The 25,794-nt window shown below is 61.1% G+C and carries 20 protein-coding genes; 9 read left to right on the top strand and 11 right to left on the bottom strand.

Going from position 1 to position 25,794, the window contains the following annotated elements:
• Window positions 1-138: 138 nt before the first annotated feature.
• From ACYQ2T_RS01325 to ACYQ2T_RS01300, 6 genes are all read right to left on the bottom strand, one after another.
• The gene (locus ACYQ2T_RS01325; RefSeq protein WP_459897823.1) at window positions 139-1,191 is read right to left on the bottom strand and encodes a threonine aldolase family protein; all 1,053 of its coding nucleotides are present in this window, start codon (window positions 1,189-1,191) and stop codon (window positions 139-141) included.
• A 299-nt stretch (window positions 1,192-1,490) separates the two neighbouring features.
• On the bottom strand, window positions 1,491-2,306 hold the full coding sequence (locus tag ACYQ2T_RS01320) for a response regulator (protein WP_459897821.1): 816 nt from the start codon (window positions 2,304-2,306) through the stop codon (window positions 1,491-1,493).
• 242 nt (window positions 2,307-2,548) lie between these two features.
• Window positions 2,549-4,843 (bottom strand): N-acetylmuramoyl-L-alanine amidase, encoded by a 2,295-nt coding sequence (locus tag ACYQ2T_RS01315; protein ID WP_459897819.1) that lies wholly within the window; start codon window positions 4,841-4,843, stop codon window positions 2,549-2,551.
• A gap of 182 nt (window positions 4,844-5,025) precedes the next feature.
• A complete protein-coding gene (locus ACYQ2T_RS01310; protein WP_404845665.1) occupies window positions 5,026-5,430 on the bottom strand; it encodes a YccF domain-containing protein in 405 nt (134 codons plus the stop codon).
• Window positions 5,431-5,610: 180 nt separating this feature from the next.
• A complete protein-coding gene (locus ACYQ2T_RS01305) occupies window positions 5,611-7,545 on the bottom strand; it encodes an ATP-binding cassette domain-containing protein (protein ID WP_459897817.1) in 1,935 nt (644 codons plus the stop codon).
• A gap of 11 nt (window positions 7,546-7,556) precedes the next feature.
• Entirely contained in the window at window positions 7,557-8,051 is a 495-nt protein-coding gene (locus tag ACYQ2T_RS01300; RefSeq protein ID WP_459897815.1) for a YajQ family cyclic di-GMP-binding protein, read from the bottom strand.
• Between the two features lie 314 nt (window positions 8,052-8,365).
• Here ACYQ2T_RS01300 and ACYQ2T_RS01295 point away from each other — a divergent pair, with 314 nt between their 5' ends.
• Window positions 8,366-8,707: a cupin domain-containing protein gene (locus ACYQ2T_RS01295; protein WP_459897813.1), complete on the top strand. Its 342-nt coding sequence runs from the start codon at window positions 8,366-8,368 to the stop codon at window positions 8,705-8,707.
• Window positions 8,708-8,797: 90 nt separating this feature from the next.
• On the opposite strand, the gene ACYQ2T_RS01290 is transcribed toward ACYQ2T_RS01295, so the two are convergent.
• The 3 genes from ACYQ2T_RS01290 to groES form a co-directional block, all read right to left on the bottom strand.
• A complete protein-coding gene (locus tag ACYQ2T_RS01290; protein ID WP_404845661.1) occupies window positions 8,798-9,067 on the bottom strand; it encodes a hypothetical protein in 270 nt (89 codons plus the stop codon).
• Between the two features lie 1,098 nt (window positions 9,068-10,165).
• Window positions 10,166-11,812, bottom strand: coding sequence for a chaperonin GroEL (groL, locus tag ACYQ2T_RS01285; protein ID WP_459897810.1), 1,647 nt, complete (start codon window positions 11,810-11,812; stop codon window positions 10,166-10,168).
• A 43-nt stretch (window positions 11,813-11,855) separates the two neighbouring features.
• Entirely contained in the window at window positions 11,856-12,146 is a 291-nt protein-coding gene (gene groES / locus ACYQ2T_RS01280; protein WP_404845659.1) for a co-chaperone GroES, read from the bottom strand.
• A 324-nt stretch (window positions 12,147-12,470) separates the two neighbouring features.
• Here groES and ACYQ2T_RS01275 point away from each other — a divergent pair, with 324 nt between their 5' ends.
• The 5 genes from ACYQ2T_RS01275 to ACYQ2T_RS01255 are packed head-to-tail and all read left to right on the top strand — an operon-like array spanning window position 12,471 to window position 19,597.
• Entirely contained in the window at window positions 12,471-13,409 is a 939-nt protein-coding gene (locus ACYQ2T_RS01275; protein ID WP_459897808.1) for a phosphate/phosphite/phosphonate ABC transporter substrate-binding protein, read from the top strand.
• Between the two features lie 6 nt (window positions 13,410-13,415).
• Window positions 13,416-15,644 carry an ATP-binding protein gene (locus ACYQ2T_RS01270; RefSeq protein WP_459897806.1) on the top strand — a complete coding sequence of 743 codons (2,229 nt, stop codon included), beginning with the start codon at window positions 13,416-13,418 and terminating at the stop codon, window positions 15,642-15,644.
• Window positions 15,632-15,991: a response regulator gene (locus ACYQ2T_RS01265; protein ID WP_404845656.1), complete on the top strand. Its 360-nt coding sequence runs from the start codon at window positions 15,632-15,634 to the stop codon at window positions 15,989-15,991. Before ACYQ2T_RS01270 ends, ACYQ2T_RS01265 begins: the two co-directional genes overlap by 13 nt.
• A 7-nt stretch (window positions 15,992-15,998) precedes the next feature.
• Entirely contained in the window at window positions 15,999-18,497 is a 2,499-nt protein-coding gene (locus ACYQ2T_RS01260) for a PEP/pyruvate-binding domain-containing protein (protein ID WP_459897804.1), read from the top strand.
• A gap of 20 nt (window positions 18,498-18,517) precedes the next feature.
• Complete coding sequence (locus ACYQ2T_RS01255) at window positions 18,518-19,597, top strand: protein-tyrosine phosphatase family protein (RefSeq protein ID WP_459897802.1); 1,080 nt, start codon at window positions 18,518-18,520, stop codon at window positions 19,595-19,597.
• Between the two features lie 376 nt (window positions 19,598-19,973).
• Here ACYQ2T_RS01255 and ACYQ2T_RS01250 read toward each other — a convergent pair whose 3' ends face one another.
• Together ACYQ2T_RS01250 and ACYQ2T_RS01245 are read right to left on the bottom strand one after the other, a co-directional pair.
• Window positions 19,974-20,348, bottom strand: a complete 375-nt coding sequence (locus ACYQ2T_RS01250) for an Hsp20/alpha crystallin family protein (protein WP_459897800.1) — start codon at window positions 20,346-20,348, stop codon at window positions 19,974-19,976.
• Between the two features lie 13 nt (window positions 20,349-20,361).
• Complete coding sequence (locus ACYQ2T_RS01245) at window positions 20,362-20,772, bottom strand: Hsp20/alpha crystallin family protein (RefSeq protein ID WP_404845652.1); 411 nt, start codon at window positions 20,770-20,772, stop codon at window positions 20,362-20,364.
• Between the two features lie 271 nt (window positions 20,773-21,043).
• On the opposite strand from ACYQ2T_RS01245, the gene ACYQ2T_RS01240 reads away from it, so the two are divergent.
• The 3 genes from ACYQ2T_RS01240 (at window position 21,044) to ACYQ2T_RS01230 (ending at window position 24,847) form a co-directional block, all read left to right on the top strand.
• On the top strand, window positions 21,044-22,345 hold the full coding sequence (locus ACYQ2T_RS01240; protein ID WP_459897797.1) for a methyltransferase domain-containing protein: 1,302 nt from the start codon (window positions 21,044-21,046) through the stop codon (window positions 22,343-22,345).
• Between the two features lie 170 nt (window positions 22,346-22,515).
• Window positions 22,516-23,940 (top strand): MATE family efflux transporter, encoded by a 1,425-nt coding sequence (locus ACYQ2T_RS01235; protein ID WP_459897795.1) that lies wholly within the window; start codon window positions 22,516-22,518, stop codon window positions 23,938-23,940.
• Between the two features lie 22 nt (window positions 23,941-23,962).
• A complete protein-coding gene (locus ACYQ2T_RS01230; protein ID WP_459897793.1) occupies window positions 23,963-24,847 on the top strand; it encodes a DUF2156 domain-containing protein in 885 nt (294 codons plus the stop codon).
• The last annotated feature ends 947 nt before the right edge of the window (window positions 24,848-25,794 follow it).

Below are 25,794 nucleotides of genomic sequence, written 5' to 3'. Positions count from 1 at the left end.
CCGGGGCGCGCCGTCCTTTGCAGGACGAACGGCCCGCCGCGCGGCGCCGTGTGCGCGGCAGCGTCTTGTCTAACGCGGGCTGCGCACACGGGCGGATGTGTTGCTGGTTCCGCCCCGTGCGCCGTCCGCGCCGTGTCTCTACATTGCTGTCTGGGGCTGGATTTGGAGCGCCTCGCGCATCCCGGCCACAAAGGCCCGGACGTCTTCAGGCGTGGTGTCGTAGGAGCACATCCAGCGCACTTCGGCCGTGGCATCATCCCATACATGGAAATACGACACGGCCTGCAGGGCGGGTATCGCCTCGCGCGGGACCCGGGCAAAGACCGCGTTGGTCTCCACCGGACGGGACACCTCAACACCGGGCAGGGACGCAGCCTGACTCGCCAGCAGCTGGGCCATGGCGTTGGAATGGCGCGCATTCTCCAGCCACAGGCCATCGCTGAGCAGGGCGTCGTACTGCGCGGCGATAAAGCGCATCTTGCTGTGGAGCTGTCCGCACTGCTTGCGCACATAGGGGAACTCCCCGGCAAGCTCGGGGCGAAACACCACCACAGCCTCACCAAACATGAGGCCGTTTTTGGTGCCGCCAAAGGACAACACATCCACCCCTGCCTGCGACGTCAGCGCGGCAAGGGGCACCTCCAGCGCGGCCGCCGCATTGGCAAGGCGCGCGCCGTCCATGTGCACAAGAAAGCCATGGTCGTGGGCAAAGTCCACAATGTCCCGGATTTCGTCCGGCGTGTACAGGGTGCCAAGCTCCGTGGCCTGCGTGATGGACACCACGCGGGGCTGGGAACAGTGCTGAAAGCCAAGGGCGTGCAGGTGGGGCTTCATGGTCGCTGGCGAGAGCTTGCCGTTCACCGTCTGGCACGACAGCAGCTTGGAGCCCATGAATGCCTCGGGCGCGCCGCCCTCATCCACATTGATGTGGGCGCAATCCGCGCACAGAACGCCCTGAAACGAGCGCCGCATGGCGGACAGGGCCGACACATTGGCCCCGGTGCCGTTGTACACAAAAAACACCTGCGCATCGTCACCGAAGACCTGTGCGAAGCGCCCGCGCGCCGCCCGGGTATAATCGTCGTCGCCATAGGCGACGCAGTGCCCGGTGTTGGCGCGGCTCAGGGCGTCCATCACCTTGGGGTGCACGCCCGAGTTGTTATCGCTTGCAAAGGTTTTGTCTGAAACCATCTGGATCTATCCTTACAGAAATCGAGAGTGTTGCGATGAATTACCGCGAAATCATTACCCCGAAATGACACTATCGTAAAGTGCAACATTTTCTCGCACACTGCGGGAACATTTTTTGACGCCAATGGCAAAAATTGATCGCTCAATCAGCCGACACCAGCCTTGGCATATTATCGCAGGTGCAACGGTATTACCCGTTTCACGGGCACTTTGGGGGATATCACGGTGGGCATTTTCCAAAAGAAAAGCGGCGGTCCCCGCTGTGGGGACCGCCGCCATACTGTCGTATGGGTGACGATTTATTCGCCGTTGAGCTCTCTTTTACATTCGTGGAGTTCCTTCACGAGGTCCACCATTTCCATGGTTTGGTTCACACGCCACGAAAATTCCTCGGCGGAGAAGGGCTTGGCCAGAAAATCGTTAGCCCCCAGCTTCAAAAACTTCGCCGTCATGGCCGAGCCGCCCGCGCCGGAGATGCCAACAATGGCAAGACGGTCCTTCTTGTAGGTTTTGCGGACCTCGCTGCACAGCTGAAAGCCGTCCATCACCGGCATTTCCCAGTCCGTGACCACAAGGCTGACCTCGGGGTGCTCGCCCAGCATGGCCAGCGCCTCCTGCCCGTTTTCGGCCTCCAGAACCTGAAAATTCTGAATCTCCAACAGGGTCCGGACAAGATTGCGCGCCGCGCGGGAGTCGTCCACCACCACGGCCTTGAGAAACTGGTTCTTGAACAGCCGGGAGATGGCGTCCACCACGCTGTCCAGCACCACCATGCTTTCCTTGAGCACATAGTCGGCCACGTTGCGTTCCAGGAGGGAGTCGCGCACATCGTCATGGAAGGTCGCCGTCAGCACGATGCTGGGAATGCCATAGGACATGGTGAGGTCCACGGCTTCGCCATCGGGCGCATCGGGCAGGTTCAGGTCCACCACGGCCACGAAGATTTCCTCGCGCATTTCTTCCACCACAGAGCGGGCCTCTTCAAGCGTCCCGGCCCATACGGTGGAAAAATTGCTCAGCCCTTCTATGTGCCGCGAAACAATTTTCGCCTGCACTGCGCTGTCTTCGATGACCAGCACCCGCATTGCGGGTGACGTTTCATTCTCAAGAGCCATAGTTCCCTCTCATCCGGCAACTGGGCGCAACGGTCGCAGCCGGGAAATAGGTAAGGTCTTCCTGTCAGTCTATGCCAGATTTCCGCTGACAAGAAAAGCAAAGAGCACTTTCTGACGCTTTGCCGCCGCATGGCGCATGCCATGCGGCGGCCGCAAAAATATCCGGCATGCGGGCATTTTCCGCTGCCGTATGAAGCACTTGCCGCCAGCCGGTCGTGCTGGCGGCCACGCACATGCCCCGCCTAGGGGCCGACCTGCGCCAATTCCTTGCGGTAGGCCTCCACACCCTTCACGATGCCGTCGGCCACCCGGTTCAGGTAGTCCTTACTGCGCAGCCACTGCACTTCCGTGGGGTTGGTGATGTAGCCGGTTTCCACAAGGATGGCCGGCATCCGCGCGCCAATGAGCACGAAGAACGGCGCACTGCGCGCGCCATGGTCCCGCACGCCCTTGTACTTGCGCTTGAGCGTTGTGACGCAGTTTTTCTGCACGTGCTGCGCCAGCACCTTGGATTCGCGAATCTTAAAGCTGTGCACAAGGTCCATGACGATTTTCTGCGTATCGCTAATGCGCATGGGGTCCACGTCGTTTTCCTTGGCCGCAAGGCGCAGGACAATGTCGTTGCGCGCCTTGCCAAGGTAGTACGTTTCAAAGCCGCGCACGGACGAACGCCGGTTGGCGTTGCAGTGCAGGGAGATGAACAGGTCCGCCTTTTTGATGTTGGCGGCCATGGCCCTGTCTTCCAACTGCACCTTGGTGTCTGAGGTACGCGTATAGAGCACGCGGAAGCCGCGGCTTTGCAGCTTGGCCCCAAGAATGCGCGCAAGGCTCAGGGTGACGTCCTTTTCCATGGTGCGGATGCGGCGCTTCTTCCGGCCGCGCTTGTCCTTGTAGTAGACGTAATCCAGCGCGCCCGGGTCCTTGCCGCCGTGACCGGCGTCAATCATGATGGTGCCAATGGTCATACCCAGCTGCGCCAGCACATCCTTGGCCACCTGCTTGTCCTTGGTGGTGGGCTTGTGGTTGGCGTCGGGCATTTTGGGCCACTTGGTCTTTTTGACCGGGGCCGCGCCTGCCGCGCGCTGCTCGGCAAACACGTCGATAACGATGCGGAAGGGATTTTCCAGCGTGAACAAGTGATATTTGTTCAGGCGCTGAAAATCGAGCACCACCCGCGCGGTCTTCACATCATTCTGCCCGGCGCGCACGCCGCTCAGGATGCCGTCCTTCACACTCACCCGCGCGGCAAGATCCGGCGCAAGGCGTGTTCCCTCAAGGTCGATGAACATGCGGTGGGGCTTGTTGTGGGACGGGTCCGGCGGCAGGGAGTGGTCCTCAAACTTCACGGACCGGTCCATATCCAGCACCACGCGGGTGAAGTCGTCACCACTGCGGTGGCGGATGTTCACCAGCCGCGCCGTATCACCGGAGTCCGCCGGAGCCGCGGCCGTGGCGGCGGGCTTTTTCTTGGGTTTGGGCTTGGACGTCACACGGGCGTGGTCCATCTTGCGCAGCAGACGCTTGGCGTCGGCGTAGCGGTCTCCCTTTGGGTAGTCGCGCACAAGGCGCAGCAGGTCCGCATAGGCCTGATTCTCATCGCCAAGGGCGGTGTATTCCACCTCGCCCTTGCGGAAAAGCGCGTCATCGCGCCATGAGTCATCCTCGTCAAACATATCGTGGGCGCGCTGGTACTTTTCGGCGGCAAGGCGGGAATCGTCCCGCCGCCCGGACCGGCGGCCAAGTTCATCGTAAGTATAGCCCTCAAAGTACGCGGAGCGCGCGGCATACACGCCCCCGCCCCGCACGCGGGACAGGCGGTTGAACTCCCGCGCCAAACGCAAAAAATCATCGCGCTGGGCGCGGCGGTCGCTCTGCAGCGCCTTAAAGCGGTCCACGGCGCGCGTGTATTCACGGCGCAGCACCGACGAGGACATGGATACGGATTTGGTGGGCGCAGGGCGCGTCACTGCCGGGGCCTTTTTCTTGACCTCGGCAAGGAGTTTTTTGGCGCGTCCGGCGTAATCGCCACGGGGATAGGACCGGAGCAAACGCTCCAAATCCGAACGCGCCCCGGCGGCGTCGCCAAGGCGCGAATACGACAGCGCGGCCTTGCGGTAGAGGCAATCATCCACCCAGCTATGCCGCGCGGGGAAATGGTTCACCGCGCGCTGGAAGGCGTCTACCGCCTCGCGCGCGTCGGACTTCAGCCACGAGCGCTCGGCAAGCTCCTCATAGCAGCGGGCCATGTAGTACAGGGACTTTGGCCCATAGCCACTGCCCGGGTTCATGTTCAGCACGCGCCGAAAGCGCGAGTGCACATCCTTCCACATATCCCGGCGCTGGGCCAAGCTTGAGGACGCCCCAACCTTCTTAAAGCGTGACACCGCGTCAAGAAACGCAGTGCGCTGGCTGGCGGCGTGGGCCACAGCGGTCATGGACAGCATCAGCCCCGCCATGAGCAGGACAATGATGCACCGGGCCTGAACGCGGCGCATAACGCCGCGGGATGTGGACGGGAGAGTGTATCGTCTATGCATGAACACCGTGCAGGTTGCCGTGTGTAAGGTTGCAGGCGAGCCGTGGACTCGGCTGAAATTGTCTTTGCCTCCGCACATATACCCGCGATTCCACCGACTGTGCAACCCCATGGGCCGCACCGGGCCATATGACGGACGAAAGCCCGCCACACGTGGCTTTGCCGCCCCCAACGCGCAGCGCCCTACCCCTCGCGCACCACAACGGTCTTGCCGATGGGCGCAAGGGAGATGACGGCCAGCTTCAAGTGCTGGAAACCAAAAGGAATACCAATGATGGTAATGAAATTGGCCAGAGCGGCCACAAGGTGCCCAATTGCCAGCCAAATGCCCGCAAGGATAAACCAAATCACATTGCCGAGCATACCCAGCGGGCCGGTGCCAATGTCCTCACGCCCGGTCACGTCGCGGCGGTCGGCCACCTCGCGCCCAAAGGGCCACAGGGCAAACGTGCCGATAACAAAGCAGGACCGCGCCCACGGAATGCCGATGATGGTCACAATCATGACCACACCGGAGAGCCACCAGCCGATGGCCATGGGCAGGCCGCCAAGAACAAGCCACAGGATATTCAGCAGCATGCGGATCATACGCGTCTCCCTTGGTCCTTTAGGGGCGTGCGCCCCAAGCTGTCCGCTCAACAATCACCCACCGCGGGCGACGCAAAAACGGCGGAACGCGGCGCGGGGCACTGCGCCCAGTGCGCACAGAGCCAGCCGGAGCAGCCACGCTGCGGGCAGATGCCGCCGCAGAATGCCGTCTTCACCACCCTACGCGGCCGGGCCGTCTTCCGACAACTCCGCCAAACGGCTTTCTATTTCCTCCCACCGCTCAAGGGCGGCGTCAAGGTCAGCTTCGGCTTTGCCAAGATTCTGCGTTGCGGCCTCAAAGCCAGCAGGGTCGCGCTGATAGAAGTCCGGGTCCGCCAGCTTGGCGCTGAGGTCTTCAAGGGCGGCCTCCATGGCTTCGATACGCGCCGGGGTCCCGTCCAATTCCGACTGCAAGGCGTCGCGCTCGCGCTGTTCGTTGAAGGTCAGCTTGCGCTTGCCGTCGGCGCGGGGGCGCTGGCGGGGCTTTGGCGCTTCGGCCTTTTTGGGGCCGGCGTTTTCCTCGGCCTGCTGGCACTGGCGCAGCCAGTCGTCATAGCCGCCAACGTATTCACGCACCACGCCGTCCGCCTCAAAGGCGATGGTGGAGGTGACCACATTGTTGAGGAAGGCACGGTCATGGCTGACCACCAGCACGGTGCCGGAATACTGCATCAAGAGTTCTTCCAGCAGGTCCAGCGTTTCGGCGTCGAGGTCGTTGGTGGGTTCGTCAAGGACGAGGACGTTGGACGGACGCGTGAACAGCTTGGCAAGGAGCAACCTGTTACGCTCACCGCCGGACAGGGTATGCACCTTGCTCCGGGCGCGGTCGCGCGTGAACAGAAAGTCCTGCAAGTAGCCCATAACGTGGCGCTTGTTGCCGTCCACAGTCACCCACTCCTGCCCGTCGCCCACCACGTCATAGGCGCGGGCGTCCATGTCGAGGCTGGCGCGCAGCTGGTCAAAGTAGGCAATCTCCAGATTGGTGCCAAGGCGTACGGCGCCGCTGTCCGGGGTCTGCTTGCCCAGCAGGGTGCGCAGCAGCGTGGTCTTGCCTGCGCCGTTGGGACCAATGATGCCCACCTTGTCCCCGCGCATAATGGCGGTGGTAAAATTGCGGAACACCGGGGCGCCGTCAAAGGCCACGGTCAGGTCCTGCCCCTCGGCCACCAGCTTGCCGGACAGCCCGGCCTCCTGCAGCTGCATCTTGGCCTGTCCGGGACGGTAACGCCGCGCTTTGCGCTGTTCGCGCATTTTCTTGAGGTCGCGCAGGCGGCCCATGTTGCGGCGACGGCGGGCAGTGACGCCTTTTCGCAGCCACTGCTCTTCCTCGGCCAGCTTGATGTCAAAGCGGTCCCATTCCTTTTCCTCGGCGTTCAGGAGTTCCTCCTTGCGCGTGAGGTAGGTCTGGTAGTCGCACCGCCAGTCGGCCAGGTGGCCTCGGTCCAGCTCCACAATGCGGGTCGCCAGCTTTTGGAGCAGCGCGCGGTCGTGGGTGACGAAGAAAAGAGTCTTCACGTGGCGGAGCAGGAATTCCTCCAGCCACGTGATGGAGTCGATGTCCAGATGGTTCGTGGGCTCGTCAAGGAGCAGGACGTCCGGGTCGCTGGCAAGGGCGCGGGCCAGCATAACGCGGCGCTTCAGGCCGCCGGACAGCGTGGCGAACTCGGCATCCGCGTCCAGCTTCAGGCGCGAGAGCACCGTCTCTACCGTGCGGTAGGATTCCCAGCCGCCGCTGGCGTCAACGGCCTGCTGGGCGGCCTCCAGTGCGGGCATAGCCGAGGCGTCGCGCTCCACAGCGGCCACGGCGGAGCGGTAATCGTACAGGGCGGTGCCCATCTCGCCAATGCCGGTGGCCACCACCTCAAACACGCTTCCGGTGATGTCCTGCGGCACGTCCTGCGACAGACGGGCAACACGCACGCCTTTGCCGATGGCTATCTCGCCGCCGTCGGGCTTCATGTCCCCAGTGACCACGCGCATGAGCGAGGACTTGCCCTCGCCATTGCGGCCGACAAGGCACACGCGTTCCCCGGCCTCAATCTGCATGCTGACGCCGTCCAGAACGGGCGCGTCGGAAAAGGCCAGCCGAATATCCTTGATGCTAATAAGCGCCACGCCTCTCTCCGCTAGCGCTTCATGTTCACGAACTGCAGCGGCAGGTCGAAATCGGCGTTGTTGAGGGTCTGCATAACGGTCTGAAGGTCGTCAATCTGCTTGGCCGTCACACGGACCTGATCGTCCTGAATGGCGGGCTGCACCTTTTTGAGCTTCAGATTCTTGATGGTCTTCACGATTTTCTGGCCCATCTCCTTGGAGATGCCTTCTTTGATGGCCACGTCCTGCTTGAGCTGGCCCTGCGAGGTGGCCTCGTGCTTTTTGAACTCCAGGCACTTGGAGTCGAGCTTGCGGCGGGTGAAGTGGGCGATAAGCATTTCGCGCAGGGCTTTGATCTTCATCTCGTCACCGGTGACGATGCTGATGACCTTATCCTTGCGGTTCAGCTTAATTTCGGTGTGCACGCCGCGGAAGTCGTAGCGCGTGGCCACTTCCTTGACCACGTTGTTCACGGCGTTATCGGCTTCCTGCAAATCCACCTGACTGACAATGTCGAAAGACGGCATAGGTCTGGTCTCCTGGCTAGATTGTGGCCCCGTCTGCGGGGAGAGGCCCGGCGCGGGCGGGTCGCGGCGACGCGTCGCGGGCGGGACTTGGCGCTGTATCGCTGCGGGGCGCGGCCACGTTCAGATGCGGCGCGCTCTCACACAGCGACTGGTACATAGGAATAATCCGCCCATATTGTAAAGGGCGGCGCAGGCAGAAGCCCGTCTGGGAAAAGTGGCCGGGGTTTGACGCACGTCAAGGCGGCGAGGCTGTGGTAGGCTACTGTGGACACACATCATGCAGACACAGCCGGAATATCCGGCAAGGAGGCACCATGCCAGAAGAAACACTTATAAAGAACATGCCCTTTTCCCAGCCCGTGGTCATGGCGGACCTCGTGGACTACGCTCCCGGTCAGGTGGTTAGCCGCACCATCAGCCAGCGGCCGACGGTGAACACGACCCTGTTCGCCTTTGACGCCGGGGAAGCCATCAGCACCCACAGCGCGCCGGGCGACGCCATCGTCCACGTGCTGGACGGCGAAGCCACCGTCACCATCGACGGCGAGGACTTCACTGTGCCCGCAGGCGAAGCCATCGTCATGCCCGCCAACATTCCCCACGGCGTGCGCGCGGAAAAGCGCTTCAAGATGTTCCTGCTGGTGGTTAAGCCCTAGCAGGGCCACCACCCAGCGCCACAACGCATACCAGCCCGTTCACGCCGCGCCGCAGGCCGGAGTGGACGGGCTTTTTTTGCGCGGCGTGCGTCAGGACTTCTTCTTGTCCATGGACCGGGTCAGCGCGCCCGCCACCCACCACGACGCGGCAATCCACAGCACCAACGAGACAGCCAAAAACACGTTATGGCCTTGGTACATATCCATGCGCGGCAAAGCCGTCGCCCCAAAAAAGCCAAAGCACGCCCAAAGAATAAGGCGCACAAGCTGGGACGTACTTTTGATAAGCCGCCGCTTCCTGCCAAGAAAGAGGCCCATTATCCATATAAGGACCAGCGCGAGAACGATGAACTTGAACATGCGGGTCGCCGGTGGTTGAAGGTGATGCGCGTCTGTGCGTGTGTAGCCTTTTGCGCTCAAAATTGCCAGCGGGGACATGTTGTCTTGTGACAACATTGCATGATTTTCACCCTGAATCGCCCCCATTTATCCCTTTCCCAGCACTTCACGTGTTGCCATACGGAAACATTTGCCCAAAATCTCAAACCCAATAAGAAGCACTGAGACCCATTTGCAGCTGATTACACCCAATTATTTGAAAATATTCTGCCGCTAGAAGAGTGACTTCTAGAGTCTGTCAATTGACATATATGACAGTCCGGCACGGAAAAAACGCAAATTGGGCCAGAAAATACACCACTTACACACCATAACCACCTCACCAGCCCCAGACCCAGCGCGCTTGGCGAACAAAAAACAGTATTTGGCCGACACAACACACCTCTCTTTTCCCCCTCCCGCGCCCGTTTTATGGCCCGTTCAAGCCCGCCAAAACGCTGTACCGCTCAAATTTTCGTCCACTCCAAAACCCAAGGAGAGACAAATACGCGTGATTACATCCGATAAGGGGCAAATGTTCAAAAATGTTTCCGCGGCGAGAAGAACATCTTCTACGCCACAACGCGTGGCAAACGATGAACGAAAACAGCCCCCTCCTGCCCCGTTTTGGAACGCCCCCACACGCCCTTCGCCCTTCACCGACGTGGCCCCACACACCGCCCCTCTCTCGCCTCACCAGAAGCGACTGACCACTCCCCCACCTTTCACCCACCTCCCCGCCCACTCGCCCTTTATGCCCATGCTCCACCATCCCCATCCACACGGACGAGAGCCGTCAGGGGTGACGACCGCCTTCTCTACGCGCACCCGTTATGACCGCACTCGGGATTCTCAAGGGTCCGCGACCCTTGAGCCTGCGGAGCACAAAAAGCCCTGCCCTTGCCCGGCACCACTACGCAACCGCCTCCCCACACCCAAACCACCCCGCTCCGAATGGTTGTCCAGACCGAAGCCTCAGCCACCACCACTCTCCCCCCTCAGCAGGCCAAAGACGCAAAAAAAGGCCGGCCCCGAAGGGCCGGCCATATGTCTTCGCAATGGAATGGTCGCGGATGGCGTTTAGTACATGCCACCCATGCCGCCCATGCCGCCCATGCCAGCAGGCATAGCGGGAGCAGCTGCGCCCTTCTCTTCGGGCTTTTCGGCGATGGCGCACTCGGTGGTGAGCAGCAGGCCAGCCACGGAAGAGGAGTTCTGCAGAGCGCTGCGGGTCACCTTCTTGGGATCGATGACACCGGCCTTGATGAGGTCTTCGTACTCGCAGGAGGCGGCGTTGAAGCCGTAGCCGTCCTTGTTGGAGCGGACCTTCTCGACAACGATGGAGCCTTCGAGGCCAGCGTTGTTGGCGATCATGCGCAGGGGCTCTTCGATGGCGCGGGAGATGATGGAGACGCCAGCGGCCTCGTCATCGTCGGCCACGGAGACCTTGTCCAGCACGCTGGAGCAGCGGACCAGAGCCACGCCGCCGCCAGGCACGATGCCTTCTTCGACGGCTGCGCGGGTCGCGTTGAGGGCGTCTTCCACGCGGGCTTTCTTTTCCTTCATCTCGGTCTCGGTGGCAGCGCCAACGTTGATCACAGCGACACCGCCGACGATCTTGGCCAGACGCTCCTGGAGCTTCTCGCGGTCGTAGTCGGACGTGGTCTCGTCGATCTGCGCGCGGAGCTGAGCCACACGGGCCTTGATGTCTTCGGCTTCGCCAGCACCGTCAACGATGGTGGTGTTTTCCTTGTCGATGACAACACGCTTGGCGGTGCCAAGGTCGTTGACGCTGACGTTCTCGAGCTTGAGGCCGAGATCGTCGGACACAACCTGACCACCGGTGAGGATGGCGATGTCCTTGAGCATTTCCTTGCGGCGCTCGCCAAAGCCGGGGGCCTTGATGGCGACCACGTTCAGGATGCCGCGGAGCTTGTTCACAACGAGGGTAGCGAGGGCTTCGCCGTCCACGTCCTCGGCAATGATGACGAGGGGCTTGGACATCTTGGCAACCTGCTCCAGAACGGGCAGGAGATCCTTCATGTTGGAGATCTTGCTCTCGTTGATGAGGATCATGGGCTCTTCCATCTCGCAGACCATCTTCTCGGGGTTGGTCACGAAGTAGGGGGAGAGGTAGCCGCGATCGAACTGCATGCCTTCCACAACGTCGAGGGTGGTCTCGAGACCCTTTGCTTCCTCAACGGTGATGACGCCTTCCTTGCCGACCTTGTTCATGGCCTCGGCAATGATGTTGCCGATGGTGGCGTCGTTGTTGGCGGAAATGGTGCCGATCTGGGCAATTTCCTTCTGGTCGCGGGTGGGCTTGGTCAGCTTGACCAGCTCATCGGAGAGGGCTTCGACAGCCTTGTCGATGCCGCGCTTGATAGCCATGGGGTTGCGGCCGGCAGCCACAAGCTTCACGCCTTCGGTGAAGATGGCCTGAGCGAGGATGGTCGCCGTGGTGGTGCCGTCGCCGGCAACATCGGAGGTCTTGGAAGCAACTTCCTTAACCATCTGGGCGCCCATGTTCTCGAACTTGTCTTCCAGCTCAATCTCCTTGGCGACGGTGACGCCGTCCTTGGTGATGATGGGGGAGCCGAAGGACTTTTCGATGACAACGTTACGGCCCTTGGGGCCGAGGGTCACCTTGACGGCGTTGGCAAGGGTGTCAACGCCAATTTTCAGCTTTTCACGGGCCTTTGCGTCAAAACGGATATCTTTGGCCATTGTGGTCTCTCCTCTCTAAAAAATCTATTTGCGATCGAAAATTCTACTGCTCGACGATAGCCAGGATGTCATCCTCGCGCATGACGAGGTGTTCCTTACCGTCAATCTTGATCTCGGTACCGGCGTACTTGTTGAAGAGAACCATGTCGCCTTCCTTGACGGACATAGCGATGGTCTTGCCGGACTCGTCGGTCTTGCCGGGGCCAGCGGCCACGATTTCGCCACGCATGGGCTTTTCCTTGGCCGTGTCGGGGATGATGATGCCTCCGGCGGACACTTCTTCACTCTCCAGGCGCTTGACCAGGACTCGATCGTTAAGCGGCTTCAACTTCATTTCGGTTCCTCCATTAGCGAATTTTTTCGATGCGCTGTTAGCACTCGGTCATGGCGAGTGCCAATCGCGACGCTAAGCAGTTATAGCTTGATTCAGCAAAAAGCAAACCCGAAAACCGGGCAACGCATGAAACATTAGTCCGCCGGGGGGGATAGTCAACACCTGTTGCGAAATTTTTTTGGAACTTTTTTTCGCGCCCCCCTCGCCGCATCCGCGTCGGCCCCGCGACAATCCTTGCTCCACGGCCTTTTGGCGGGGTTTCCCTTCGGGGCGGGTCAGGGTATGGTGATTATGCCTTACCATCGCACCTTTAAGGAAAACATCATGTTCAGACCCCTGAAGTACATCCTCGCGCTGACCATCATTCTCGGCTTCGTCGCGGTCTTTGGCTGCACGGACCCCGAACCGGTGAAAAAAGTGGACCTCTCCCACAGGGAAGAGGTCACCTTCCGTGCCCGCAAAGGGGAAATCACCTACGCCTATCTGCCCCAGTATTCCCACAGCGTGTCCTACCAGCGCCACCACCTGCTGGTGGAGCATCTGTCCGAGACTACGGGGCTGAAATTCCGCCAAGTGTTCCCAGACACGTTTGACGAGCACATGAACATGGTGGGCGAAGGCCTCATCGACATTTCGTTCTCCAACCCCTTCATCTACGTCAAGCTGGCGGACCGCTACGGCGCGCGCGCCTTTGCCAGAGTGGTGGAGCGCGGGCGCGGTGCCAACTTCCGCGGGCAAATCATCGTCCGCACCGACAACCCGGACATCAAGACTTTGCAGGACGTGAAGGGCCAGCACTGGCTGGCAGTGGACCCCTCCTCCGCGGGCGGCTACCTGTTCGCCCTTGGGCACTTTCTTGAAAACGGCATAAAAAAGCACGACTTCGCGGAAATCGCCTTTGCCCCCGGACCGGGCGGCAAGCAGGAGAAGGTCGTCCTTGGCGTGTACTCCGGGCGCTTTGGCGTCGGCTCCATCCGCGAGGGCACCCTTGACGTTTTGGAAGGCGCCATCGACCTGTCGCGCATCCGCGTCCTTGCCACCACACGCTGGTATCCCGGCTGGGTCTACGCCGCGCGCAAGGGCCTCGACCCCGAGGTGGTCCGCAAGGTCAGCGAGGCCATGGCGTCCCTCTCCATGAACGACCCGGCCGACAGACAAATACTGGACCTTGCCCAAATTATTGAAATCATCCCGGCCCACGACAAGGATTTCGACCCCGTACGGGACCTTGCCAGGCGCATCGGCCTCAACCTTTCCCGGTAGGACGGCATGACCGAGCACAACGCACCCCTTTCCATCCTCCAGCGCCTGACCAATCCGTTTCTGCGCTTTCTGCGCGAACGGCTGGACCCCTATGGCCGGAAACCCATGCCCGGCATCCGCCTGCTCACGCGGATGCGCTTTAAGGACAAAATCAACTTTGGCATCACCAGCGTGGTGATTTTCTTCGGCGTTTTGTCTGCGGTGCTGGTCAGCCGCGTGGCCGTGATTACCCTGCTGGAGGAAAACCGCGACCGGGGCCGCAGCATGGCCGTCAATATGGCCTCGCGCGCCGTGGACCCGCTGCTGGCCAAGGACTTTCTGCGCCTGAAAAACCTCGTGGACGAAATAGAACGCCTGTCGGACTACACGCTCTACGCCTTTATTCAGGACAAAAACAACGACGTGCTGGTGCACACCTTCAAACGCGGCTTTCCCGTCGAGCTCATAGGCGCCAACGCCCCGCAGGAGAACGGCGTCAGCATCCAGCTGCTGGATACCGGAGACAAACGCATCTACGACTTTGCCGCGCCCATCCTCATTGGGGACTGGACCTTCGGCACGGTGCGCCTTGGCGTCTCGCAGGCGCGGGTGCAGGCCGTGCAGCGGCGGGTGCTGACCACCATTGTGGGCGTCACCGCCGCAGTGGCCGCCGTGGCCGTGCTGCTGGGGAGCATCTTCTCGCGCAATGTGGCCGCGCGCATCAACGCCCTGCGCCAAAGCGCGGAGGACGTGGTCCGCGGCAATCTGGACGTGCAGACCGGCCCGCGCCTGTACCGCAACTGCTGGGAGATTCAGCAATGCGGCAAAACCGAGTGCCCGGCCTACAAGGACGACAGGCGGCGGTGCTGGTATCTGGCGGGCACGCTGTGCCCGGACTGCTCGCCCAAGTCCTACCCGGAAAAGCTCCAGACCTGCCGCGAGTGTGATGTCTTTGTGGAGAATATGGGCGATGAAATCCAAAGCCTTGCCGAAACCTTTGACGTCATGGCCCTCGCCCTCAAGGAGCACCTTGAGGAACTGCAGCTGACGCAGGCGGACCTTGAACGCCAACAGCAGCTCATGAAGACCATCCTCGACGTGACGCCGGACCTTGTGTCACTTCAGGGCACGGACCTGCGCTACATGGCCGTGAACAAGGCCTTTTGCACCTATTATCATCTCAATGAATCCGACATCGTCGGGCGCACGGACTTTGACCTCTTTGACGAGTACGTCGCCGATGGCAACTATCACGAAGACATGCAAATTCTGCTCAGCGGGCATCCCATGTCCAAGCAGGAGCTGCTGCAAAGCGGCGACCAGAAGCGCTGGTTCCACATTATCAAGGTGCCGGTCTACGACAACGACGAAATCATCGGCCTGCTGCTGACCGCGCGTGATATTACCATCATCAAGCAATATCAGGAGCGGCTCATCCACTCCCAAAAGATGCAGGACCTCGGCAAGCTGGCCGGCGGCGTGGCGCACGAAATCAACACCCCCCTCGGCATTGTGCTGGGCTATGCCCAGCTGCTCATCGAGGACGCGCCGGATGGGTCGCAACTCAGTGAAGACTTGAAAACTATCGAGAAACAGACCAAAGTCTGCAAAAAGATTGTCGCCGACCTGCTGGGCTTTTCACGGCACATTGAAAGCAGCATGGAAACCATGGACCTGAACCAGTCCATAGAGGAAGTTACGTCCCTTGTGGACCACATCTTCAAGCAGGAACGTGTCAGCATCGTGACGGATTTTGACCCGACGGTCACTCCTATTGTCGGCGACAAGGACAAGTTGAAACAGGTGTGGATGAACCTTCTGAACAATGCCTTCGACGCCATTGGCTCGGACGGGTCCATCTTTGTGGGCACCAAGATGTGCAGCCACCGGCGGCGGGTGGTCATCAGTGTGGCGGATACCGGCTCCGGCGTATCGCAGGAGGACATCAACCACATCTTTGACCCGTTCTTCACCACCAAGCCCGCTGGCGAGGGCACAGGGCTCGGCCTTGCCGTGTCCTTTGGCATCATCAGCGACCACAAGGGCCGCATATCGGCCATCAGTCCCGCACCGCTGGACTATATTGAAACAAGCGGGGACAAACATACCTCCGCGCGCCCGGGACCGGGCACGCTGTTCATCGTGGAACTGCCCCTCACCAAGGAGGGGCTGCCCGACGAGGAATGCCCCGAAGTGACGGAAGTTCTCTCCTCCAAAGGAGACTATTCAGCAGGAGGCCTGTCGTGGCAGAGATAGTCGTACTGGACGATGTAATGGATGCGGGAATTCTCATCCGCAGAATACTGGAGCGCAAGGGCCATGTGGTCCACTCCTTCACCGAGGAGGAAGAAGCGCTGGACCATATCCGCAAGCAGACCGTTGACCTTGCCATACTGGACATTAAACTCAAAAAGATGACCGGCGTGGAAGTGCTGGAGGAAATCAAAAAGATTTCCAAGGCCGTCAAGGTCATCATGCTTACGGGCTACCCCACCCTTGAAACGGCCCGTCAATGTCAGGAGCTGGGCGCAGTAGACTACTGCGTCAAGCCCATCGACAAGGACGAACTGGAAGAAAAAGTCTCCAAGGCACTGACCACATAAGGACATCATGAGTCTGGAACTCAAGCAGCTCTTCCGCCACTGGACCTATCAGGTCTTTGCGCCGGGAACGCTTCTGCGCAAAAAGTACGAAGCGTTCAAACGGCTTCTCGATCTTGACCGCACGTGCCTGAAGCACATCGCCGAGATGGAGGAGCTTTACTATGGCCGCGTCCCGGCGGACTGGGCCCGCGTGACCATGCTCACGCGCACCCTCTCCGCCGACGTGAAGAGCCTTACGCGTGAGCTTATGCGCATGCGCCCGGGCCATTACCTCGACCTGCCGGACTACCGCCGCAAGATAGATTTTTATCTATCCATGCAGACGGAGCCGCCGGAGTTCGACTTTGCCCCGCCCTACGCCATACCGCTGTCCGAAGCGCACCTTTCGGCGGCGGAGGCGGGCAACAAGGCCGCGCGCCTGTCCAGCCTTGCCGAGGTGGAAGACCTGCCCGTGCCCGGTGGTTTTGTCATCACCACACGGGCGTTCCATTATTTTATTGAATATAACGAACTGCGCTCACGCATTGAAACGCTGCTGTCCAAGGTCACCCTCGATTCGCCCGGCTTTGTGCTGGACATCTGCGAGGAAATCCAGCGCCTCATCATGGAGGCGGAAGTGCCGCCCGCCGTGGAGGAAGCCTACCGCGACCACGCCCTGACCCTTGCCGCCGCGCGCGGTGGGCAGTTGCAACTGGCCGTGCGCTCGTCCGCCGTGGGCGAGGATACCGAGGCCTCCTTTGCCGGGCAGTACGACAGCGAGCTTGGCGTGTCCCTGTCGGACCTCTCCCACGCCTACAAAAAAGTGCTGGCCAGCAAATATTCGCCCAAGGCCGTCACCTACCGCATCCGCTACGGCATGCCGGACATGCAAACCCCCATGGCCGTGCTGGTGCTGGAAATGATCGACGCCCGCGTCAGCGGCGTGGTCTACACCCACGACCCCTCGGACCACGACGGCGATTGCCTGTCCGTGTACTCCGTGGAGGGCATGGCCCGCTCCCTTGTGGACGGCAGTTCCTCGCCGGATATCGTCACCCTCTCGCGCGAGGACGCGCCGCGCATCCTTTCGCGCACATCCGGCGCGGCCGCCCCGCAGATTATCTCCGGCGACATTCCTGAAGACGGCCCCGCCCTCGGCGAAGAGCACGCCCTGACCCTTGCCAAATGGGGCATGGCCCTTGAGGACGCCTTTGGCGGCCCGCAGGACATTGAATGGTGCATGGACCGCTGGGGTTCGCTGTTTATGATCCAGTGCCGCCCCCTCGGCACGCGCAAAGCGCCCCTCGACGACCAGCACGACGTGCCGCCCGAACCGGACGCGGAACCAATCCTGAACGGCGTCCCGGCCAGCCCGGGAGTCGGCATCGGCCAGATATGCAAGCCCCACCGCATCATGGAGCTGGACGACGTACCCGAAGGCTGCGTGTTGGTGGCGGACACCCTGTCTCCCTCCTTTGCCAGCGTGCTGGAGCGCCTTGCCGCCGTCATCACAGATACCGGCTCCAAGGCCAGCCACTTTGCCTCCGTCGCGCGTGAATTCGGCGTGCCGGTCATTGTGGACGCCAAATTTGCCACGCGAGAACTCGCAGACGGCGCCCTCGTCACCGTGGACGCCGACCATGGGCACGTCTACGACGGCGAACTCCCCGAACTGCGAGAGCGCGCGGCCATGCGGGCCAATGTTCAGGATACGCCCTTCCACCGCCGCCTGCGCAAGGTCATGGACCACATCGTGCCCCTCAACCTCACCGACCCCGAAGGCGACGACTTCGCCCCGGACGGGTGCCGGACCATGCACGACATTGTGCGCTTCTGCCACGAAAAGGCCGTGGCCGAGATGTTCAATCTTGTGGACAAGGGCGGACGCGGTCTGGCGCAGGCCAAGATTCTGGAAGGCGGCCTGCCGCTGGTGATGTATATTCTGGACCTTGGCGGCGGGCTGACCCCGCAGGCGCACAAGGCCAGCGCCGTGGACCCGTGCCACTTTGCCAGCGACAGCATCAGCGCCCTGTGGGAAGGGCTGAACCACCCGGACATCCAGTGGGACGGCAGCCTGCTGGCCTTTGACTGGGAAGAGTTCGACCGCATGAGCGCGGGCGTGGTGAGCCTTAAGTCCAAAACCCTGTCCAGCTACGTCATCCTTGCGCGGGACTACATGCACGCGCTTATCCGCTTCGGCTACCACTTCGCCGTGCTGGACACCATGAGTACCGACCACGCGGACTCCAACTACATCAACTTCCGCTTCAAGGGCGGCGGCGCAGGCATCGGCCAGCGCAAGCTCCGCCTCGCCTTTGTGGACAAGGTGCTCAAGGACGCAGGCTTTACCGTGCGCATCACCGGCGACATGCTGGAAGCCTCCCTCAACCGCGCGCCCCGGCCCAAGATTGAGCTGAACCTCACGCTCATCGGCACTCTGCTTGGCAAAACGCGGCTTATGGACATGGCCCTCACCGGCGACAATCAGGTCCAACAACTTGTGGACGATTTTCTGGACTCCCTTTAGGCGCGGGGAAAGGCATGGTTATGGGCACAGGCAAAGCGGGATACGACCTCACATGGGTCACGGACCAGCTCGCCGTGGGCGGCGCGCCCATGTCCTATATTTCCCTAGAGAGCCTGCGCGCCGAAGGCGTGGAAGCCATCCTGAACCTGTGTGATGAATTCTGCGACCTGCACTGGATTGAAGCGGGCGAAGGCTTCGACGTCTACTACTTCCCCATTCCCGACGAGGAAACGCCGGACCTTGCGGAACTGGAAAAGGCCCTCGACTGGCTGGACGAGTCCATCTACCTCGGCAAACACGTCCTCATCCACTGCCGCCACGGCATTGGCCGCACGGGAACGGTGCTCAACGCCTACCTGCTGCGCAAAGGCCTAGGGCACAAGCTGGCGCACAAAAAGCTCAAGTCCCTGCGCTCCAAGCCCCAAAACTTTGACCAATGGCGCTTCATCCGCCGCTACGGCAAGCAGGAGCGTCAACTCACCATCCGCGAACCCTCGCTGGAAAGCCGCCACCTCGTGGACCTGACGCCCTTCTTCAAGGACTACGAGCGCGTCGTCTCGCACGTGGACGCCCTCATTGGCGAGGGCGGGGAGCACGGGCTGTGCGGCCGCGACCACTCGGCCTGCTGCACCAAACTGGTCACCATGCCCCTTGTCGAGGCGGTGTACATCAACCACGCCATGAACCTGACTCTCTCCCAGCAGGAACGCCAAAACGCCATCGGCGTCAGCGCGGGTGCGGGGAAGCAGCTGCGCCAACTGGGCTACGACCCGCAGGACCCCACCACCCTGACCGGAGCCATCCATGAGGACTACGCCGCCCTCGGCACGGTCTGCCCCCTGAACGAATGGGGCGAATGCCGCATCTTCGACAGGCGCCCCCTGCCCTGCCGCCTCACGGACCTGCCGCCGGAAAAGCTCGGCGACCCGCTCATGACCAACATCATGCCCGCGGCCCTGTCGTCCATTTCCTCCAACCTCTTCTTTGCCTTTACCTCGCGCTTTCTCACTGGCACGCCGCTGTCCTTCATTCTGCCGGACGTCATTTCCGGCAAATTCGTGCAGACGTTTTTCTACCAGCTCATGCGCACGGGCGAATAGCGCGCAAGAGGGGATGCGCACGCCCCACCCCTTTCGCAGTGCGGGACTCCCTTTTTGCCACACTTCTGCGCGCCGAATCGCGCACAAGAAAAGGCCCGGCATATATGCCGGGCCTTTTCTGTGGATGGAGGTAGGGCTGATTGAGTCGCTCTGCTCTGCACTCCGGGCGGGGGGGACCCGAAAGAGGCGCGGGCCGGCGCGCTGCCTGACGAGAGGCCGCGCAGCGCCGGTCCGCGCACAGGAGAACACATGGTTCGGTCTGCCGGTGTGGACGGAGCATCCAGCGCCAGTGCGGGTGGAACGTCCGCGAATGTGGCGGCTGGACGGGGCGGGCAGGGGAAACGCGCCCCGCATGCGGCTCCGTCCGAGTTTCCGGCTAACCTGCCGTTATTTCAATGCGTTTCGGCTTGGCTCGTTCCGCCTTGGGCAGGAAGAGGTCCAGCACACCGTTTGTGAACACCGCCTTCACCTTGTCGCGGTCAATCTCGTCGCTGAGGGTAAAGGTACGGGCATATTCAACCGGGGCAAACTCGCTGCGCAGCAGTTCGCGGCCTTCCTTGAAGGTGTAGGCGCTTTTGCCGCGCAGGATGAGTTCACGCTCCTGCATATCGATGACGAGGTCATCTTTCTTTACGCCCGGCATATCGACAACAATGTGCCAGCCGTCCGGGCGCTCCAGTATATCCGAAGCCGGGATGACGCGTTCCATCTTCCTAGCCTGCTGCGTGGTCTTTTCAAGTTCGGTGGACATGTCTGACTCCCTCCTACGCGCTGATGGAGATCTTTCTGGGTTTCACGGCCTCTGCCTTGGGCAGAACGATTTCCAGAATGCCATCTTTCAGGGTCGCCGTGACGTTGTCGCGGTCAATGTTGGTGGCAATGTTGAAGATGCGCTGGAACGCTCCGGTTCCACGCTCCTGACGGTAGTATTTGCCGTCGTCGGCTTTACGCATGCCCTTGAGCACAATGTCATTTTCCGTGACAGTCAGCTCAATGTCTTCCTCTGCAACACCGGGGACGCGAGCCTCAATATACAGTGCATCGTCATCTTCCGAGACGTTGACCTGCGGGTAAGACACCCTGCGCTGACTTATCGACACAGGCTGCATGACCTCTTCAAAGAACCGATTGAGTTCACGAGGAAAATCATAGAAGGTTCCAAAATCGATTACCATTTTCTTCACCTCCGTTTTGGTGAAAAGAAAAATAAAGCCGCTTTCAGAGGTGTCAACACCGCAGGTGAAAAATTTTTTTCACTTTTCATTTTTCCCGCAACTGCCCGCCATCCGAGGCGATTCCCTTTCCGCCGAGTCATGGACCCTCCTTTCGGCTTTTTCCCGCTTGACCTGTCTACAGGTGACGGGTTCATGCTTCCTCCATCCGGGTCAGTCATTTGTTCACACACAGGCGCAGCGCCCGGCGCGCCACAGACCGACAAGGTGCCGCATGCACTACACCGTTGGAAAACTGGCAAGGGAGCTTGGCCTCGCCCGCAGTACGCTTCTCTATTACGAGCGCATCGGCCTGCTTGTTCCCTCCAGCCGCACCGCGGCGGACTACCGCCTCTACAGCGAGGACGACGCGCACCGCCTGCGCCGCATCTGCCGCCTGCGCAACGCCGGAATGCCGCTCAAATCCATCGCCGCTCTACTGGACGGCGCGGCCTCGGACGCCACGGACATTTTGGAATCGCGCCTTGAGGAACTGGCGCAGGAGCACCGCCGCCTGCGCTTTCAACAGGACGTCATCACCCGCCTGCTCGCCAGCAGCGAGATGCTGGACGCCTGCGACACCAGCGACGATGCGGCGTGGGCTTCACTCCTCGATGCCTCCGGGCTGGACCATGACACCATGCGCCGCTGGCACCAAGCCTTCCACGACGCCGCCCCAGATGAGCACCGCCGCTTTGTGGAGGCCCTCGGCATCCCCATAGACGAGTCCGCCCTCGTCCAAAAACTCTACAACGCCCCGAACCGCGTAAGGAGGCTCCTTGATATGAGCGAGCGCTTTATGGAACTGTTTCTCGAAACCATGACCCCGCTGGACATCCACTCCCCCGGCGACAACGCGCACACCCGCCGGGCCCTGTCCCTCGTGCCGGACCTGCCAGAAGCCCCGCGCATCCTCGACATCGGCTGCGGTCCCGGCCGCCACAGCATCGTCCTCGCCAAGGAGACCGGCGGCACCGTCACCGGCATCGATGTGCACCAGCCCGTGCTGGACGCCCTCACCCGCGCTGCTGCGCGCGAAGGCCTGTCGGACCGCGTCCGCGCCGTCAACATGGACATGAGCGCCATCACCTACGGCGACGAATCCTTTGACCTGCTGTGGTGTGAAGGCTCCGCCTTTATCTCCGGCTTCGACAACGGCCTTGACCTGTGGAAGCGCCTGCTCCGTCCGGGCGGCACCTTCTGCGTCTCGGAGCTTATTTGGTTTACTCCGGAGCCCCCACAGCCTGCGGCGGACTTCTTCCGCGAGGTCTACCCCGCCATGCGCACCGTCCCTGACGTGCGCCGCAGCATTGAGGACCACGGCTACACCATCGTCACCACCTTCCCCCTGCCCGCCTCCTGCTGGCACGACTACTACGGCCCCTTCCAGCAGCGGCTGAACGAACAGCGCGAGGCCTACGCCGGTGACGAAGAAGCGCAGACCATCTTCCAAACCATGCAGGCCGAGCTGGATATGTACGCCTCCCACGGCGACAGCTACGGGTATGAGTTCTTTATCATGCAAAAGCCTGCGTAAAACGTTTCACCCTCTTCACACGAACGGGCGGCGGAGATGCATCTCCGCCGCCCGTTTTTTCGTTCGGTGTCGCCCTGCGGCGGGGTTGACCCGGTGCCTTCCGGGCCTTATCCTGCAATATTGCGGCTCCACTCCCTCCGCCGAATTTTCCAAGGATATATGCACCAACAATGACTGACACTTCACCATACCGCACCATCTGGCGTCTTTCGTGGCCGCAGATCATCATGATGTTTTTCCACTTCTGGATCGGCTTCGTTGACGTCTATGTTGCCGGGCTCCTCAATAAGGAAGTGCAGGCCGCCCTCGGCATCATCTCATCCTGTCTGTTCTTTTTGCTCATCATCGCCGTCAGCGTCGCCAACGGCTCCGTGGCCGCCATCAGCCAATCCATCGGCGCGGGGCTCACCATGCGCGCCAAGCGCTACGTGGGGCTGTGTCTGGAGCTGGCGCTCATCTTCGGCCTTATCATCATGACGCTGGGCCTCGTCTTTAACGAACAGCTCCTCGCCGCCCTGCGCGTTCCGGACGCCATATCCGGCATCACCGGCGACTTTCTGAACGTCTACGCCCTCGTGCTGCCGCCCTATTATATTCTGCTCATCACCAACGCCGTGTTCCGCGCCCGCAAGGAGGTCATGTACCCCCTGTACGCCATGATTCTCATCACGTCCGTGAATACGCTGGCCGACTTCGGCCTTGGCCTCGGGCTGTGGGGACTGCCGGAACTCGGGCACAAGGGCCTTGCGTGGGCCACCTTCTGGTCCGTGACCGCCGGCGCGGTGCTGAACCTCTTCCGCGTCTCCAGAAAGGGCATGCTCTCTGCCGGGGCCTTTCCGCCCATGCGCTGGATTCGCCGCGCCGTGCCCTATCTCTTTAAGGTCGCATGGCCTTCCGGCCTGATGCAGATTCTGTGGCAGAGCGGCTACTTGGTCCTCTTTGCCATCACCGCCAGCCTGCCCAACGACAGCATCCCCGCCCTTGCGGGCATGACGGCGGGCCTGCGTATTGAGTCCATTCTCTTTTTGCCGGGATTCGCCTTTAACATGACGGCTAGCGTGCTGGTGGGCAATCTGATTGGCGAAGGCCGCGTTGACGAAGCCAAACGCTACGGCCTGCGCATCTGGGCGCTGGGCTGTGCGGGCATGAGCCTCGTCACCCTTGTGGTGTGGCAGTACGTCACGCCGCTTTCGGCCCTTGTCACGCCAGAGCCAGCCGTACAGTCTCATATGATCAACTACCTTTTCTTTAACCTCATCGCCATTCCCTTCACCCTGACCAGCATGATCATCGGCGGCGCGCTCAATGGCGCGGGCGCCACATGGTACAGCATGGTCATCTTTGGCGTCACCGTGTGGGGCGTGCGTTTGCCCCTGGCCTATACGCTGGGGCACCATATCATCGGCGAAGCGACGGGCATCTGGATTTCCCAGCTCACGTCCCAAATCGTACAGGCGCTTCTTATCCTGTACGCCTTCGTCTTCGGTAAATGGCAACGCTTCTCCATGATTAAACGGAGAGTGAAAACATCGCGCACCGGGACCACTCCGGCCGGGACGCCGCTGACACCCAACGGCAACCCCTTGCGTAAATAGACAAGCCCCCAACGGAGAAAATATGACAACTCCGGAATTCACACCCGTCTCGCTGGACAGGCAGGCCGAATATCTCGAACGCTTCGCCCAGTGCCCGCAAAAGGCATCGGACTACAGCTTCGTCAACATCTGGGGCTGGGCCGAGGAATACGGCCTGGAATGGTTCTTTGGCGAGTCCCACGTCTGGCTGCGCCAGACCCGCCCCGACATCGTCTACTGGGCGCCCGTCGGCCCGTGGACCGATACCGACTGGACCAAATGTCCCGTGCTCAACGCCCCGGGCGGCCGCTATATCCGCGTGCCCGAAGTGCTGGCCGACATCTGGGGCGCCACCTTCGGCGACGCCATCTCCATCAATGAAGCCCGCGACCACTGGGACTACATCTACGACGTGGCCGAGCTTTCCCAGCTCAAGGGCAACCGCTTTCACAAAAAGAAGAACCTGCTCAACCAGTTCAAGAAAAAATACGACTACGTCTACCACTCCATGACGCCCGACTGCGTTGAGGCCGCCCTTGACATGCAGCACGAATGGTTCTCGTGGCGCGACGAAGAATCCCAGCAGACCCTCGCTGCGGAAAACCGCGCCATCGCCCGCGTGCTCACCAGCTGGGACGCCCTGTGCGGCGTGTTCGGCGGCGTTATCGAAGTGGACGGCGCACAGGCCGCCTACACCGTGGCCGAACGCCTTACCAACGACACCCTCGTCATCCACTTCGAAAAAGGGCACACGCCCTACAAAGGCGTCTACCAGGCCATCAACCAAATGTTCCTCTCCGGCGACGCCACAGACTACGTCTCCGTCAACCGCGAACAGGACCTCGGCGACCCCGGCCTGAGAAAAGCCAAAGAATCCTACAACCCCATCGGCTACCTGAAAAAGTTCGAAATTACCCTGAACCCCTAACAGGTGGCCCAGCCAGTGTGGCGACTTTTGCTCTTTGCTCCTCCGGTCATCCCGGCCGAAGGAGCGAAGAGATAAAGATGCCTCCGGCATAGAGAAAAGACAGTGCCTCCGGCGGCTTTAGCTCTTAAGTCGTTTGGCCCGAAGGGACAAAGGGCTTTAGAGATAAAGATAGCAGCGCTGCTCAAGGGCCGCGGGCCCTTGAGAATCCCATTTATACGCACCGGGGTGCGTTGGAAGGACAGCCTCTATCAGGGCTGAGGGTGGGAGCGCGGGCACACCGGGCAACTGCCCTACCAAGAGGAAAACGCCCAATGGTGGGATTCTTAAGGGCAAGGCCCTTAAGCCATCGGAGATATCCTCTTGACCCACGCGCTACGACCCGGCCAGCCCAAGCCATAACGTCTGGCAAAGCCCCTCTCCACGCACCGGGGTGCGCTGAAGGGGGGCCTCTATCAGGGCTAAGGGCTGGAGCGCAGGCACACCGGGCAACTGCCCTGTCAGGAGAAAAACGCCCAATGGTAGGATTCTTAAGGGTGGGAGCGCGGGCACACCGGGCAACTGCCCTACCAAGAGGAAAACGCCCAATGGTGGGATTCTTAAGGGCAAGGCCCTTAAGCCATCGGAGATATCCTCTTGACCCACGCGCCACGACCCGGCCAGTCCAAATCTATAAAGTCTGGCTTTTACAACATATGACGTCGCAAGGGCCGCTGGCTCTTGAAAAACTCATATAAACTTCCACGGATTCGGTGGAAAAACCGCCCCATCCGGGGCAAAAAAAGGGATGCGGAACGAAAAATGCGCATGCCGCACAGCCGCTCCCCTACCACGGCCAGCATGATGACCATAATGCCAAAACCTCTGGGGCGCGGGGATTTTCATATTGCCCACACCTCAGCGCACCACTCTTTCCTCTGCAACCCCCACGCAGAAGGGTAGGGTGACAA

It is taken from the genome of Desulfobaculum senezii (assembly GCF_054657395.1).
Note: the sequence above shows the minus strand (reverse complement) of the source record. Positions and strands in the feature narration are given on the sequence as shown.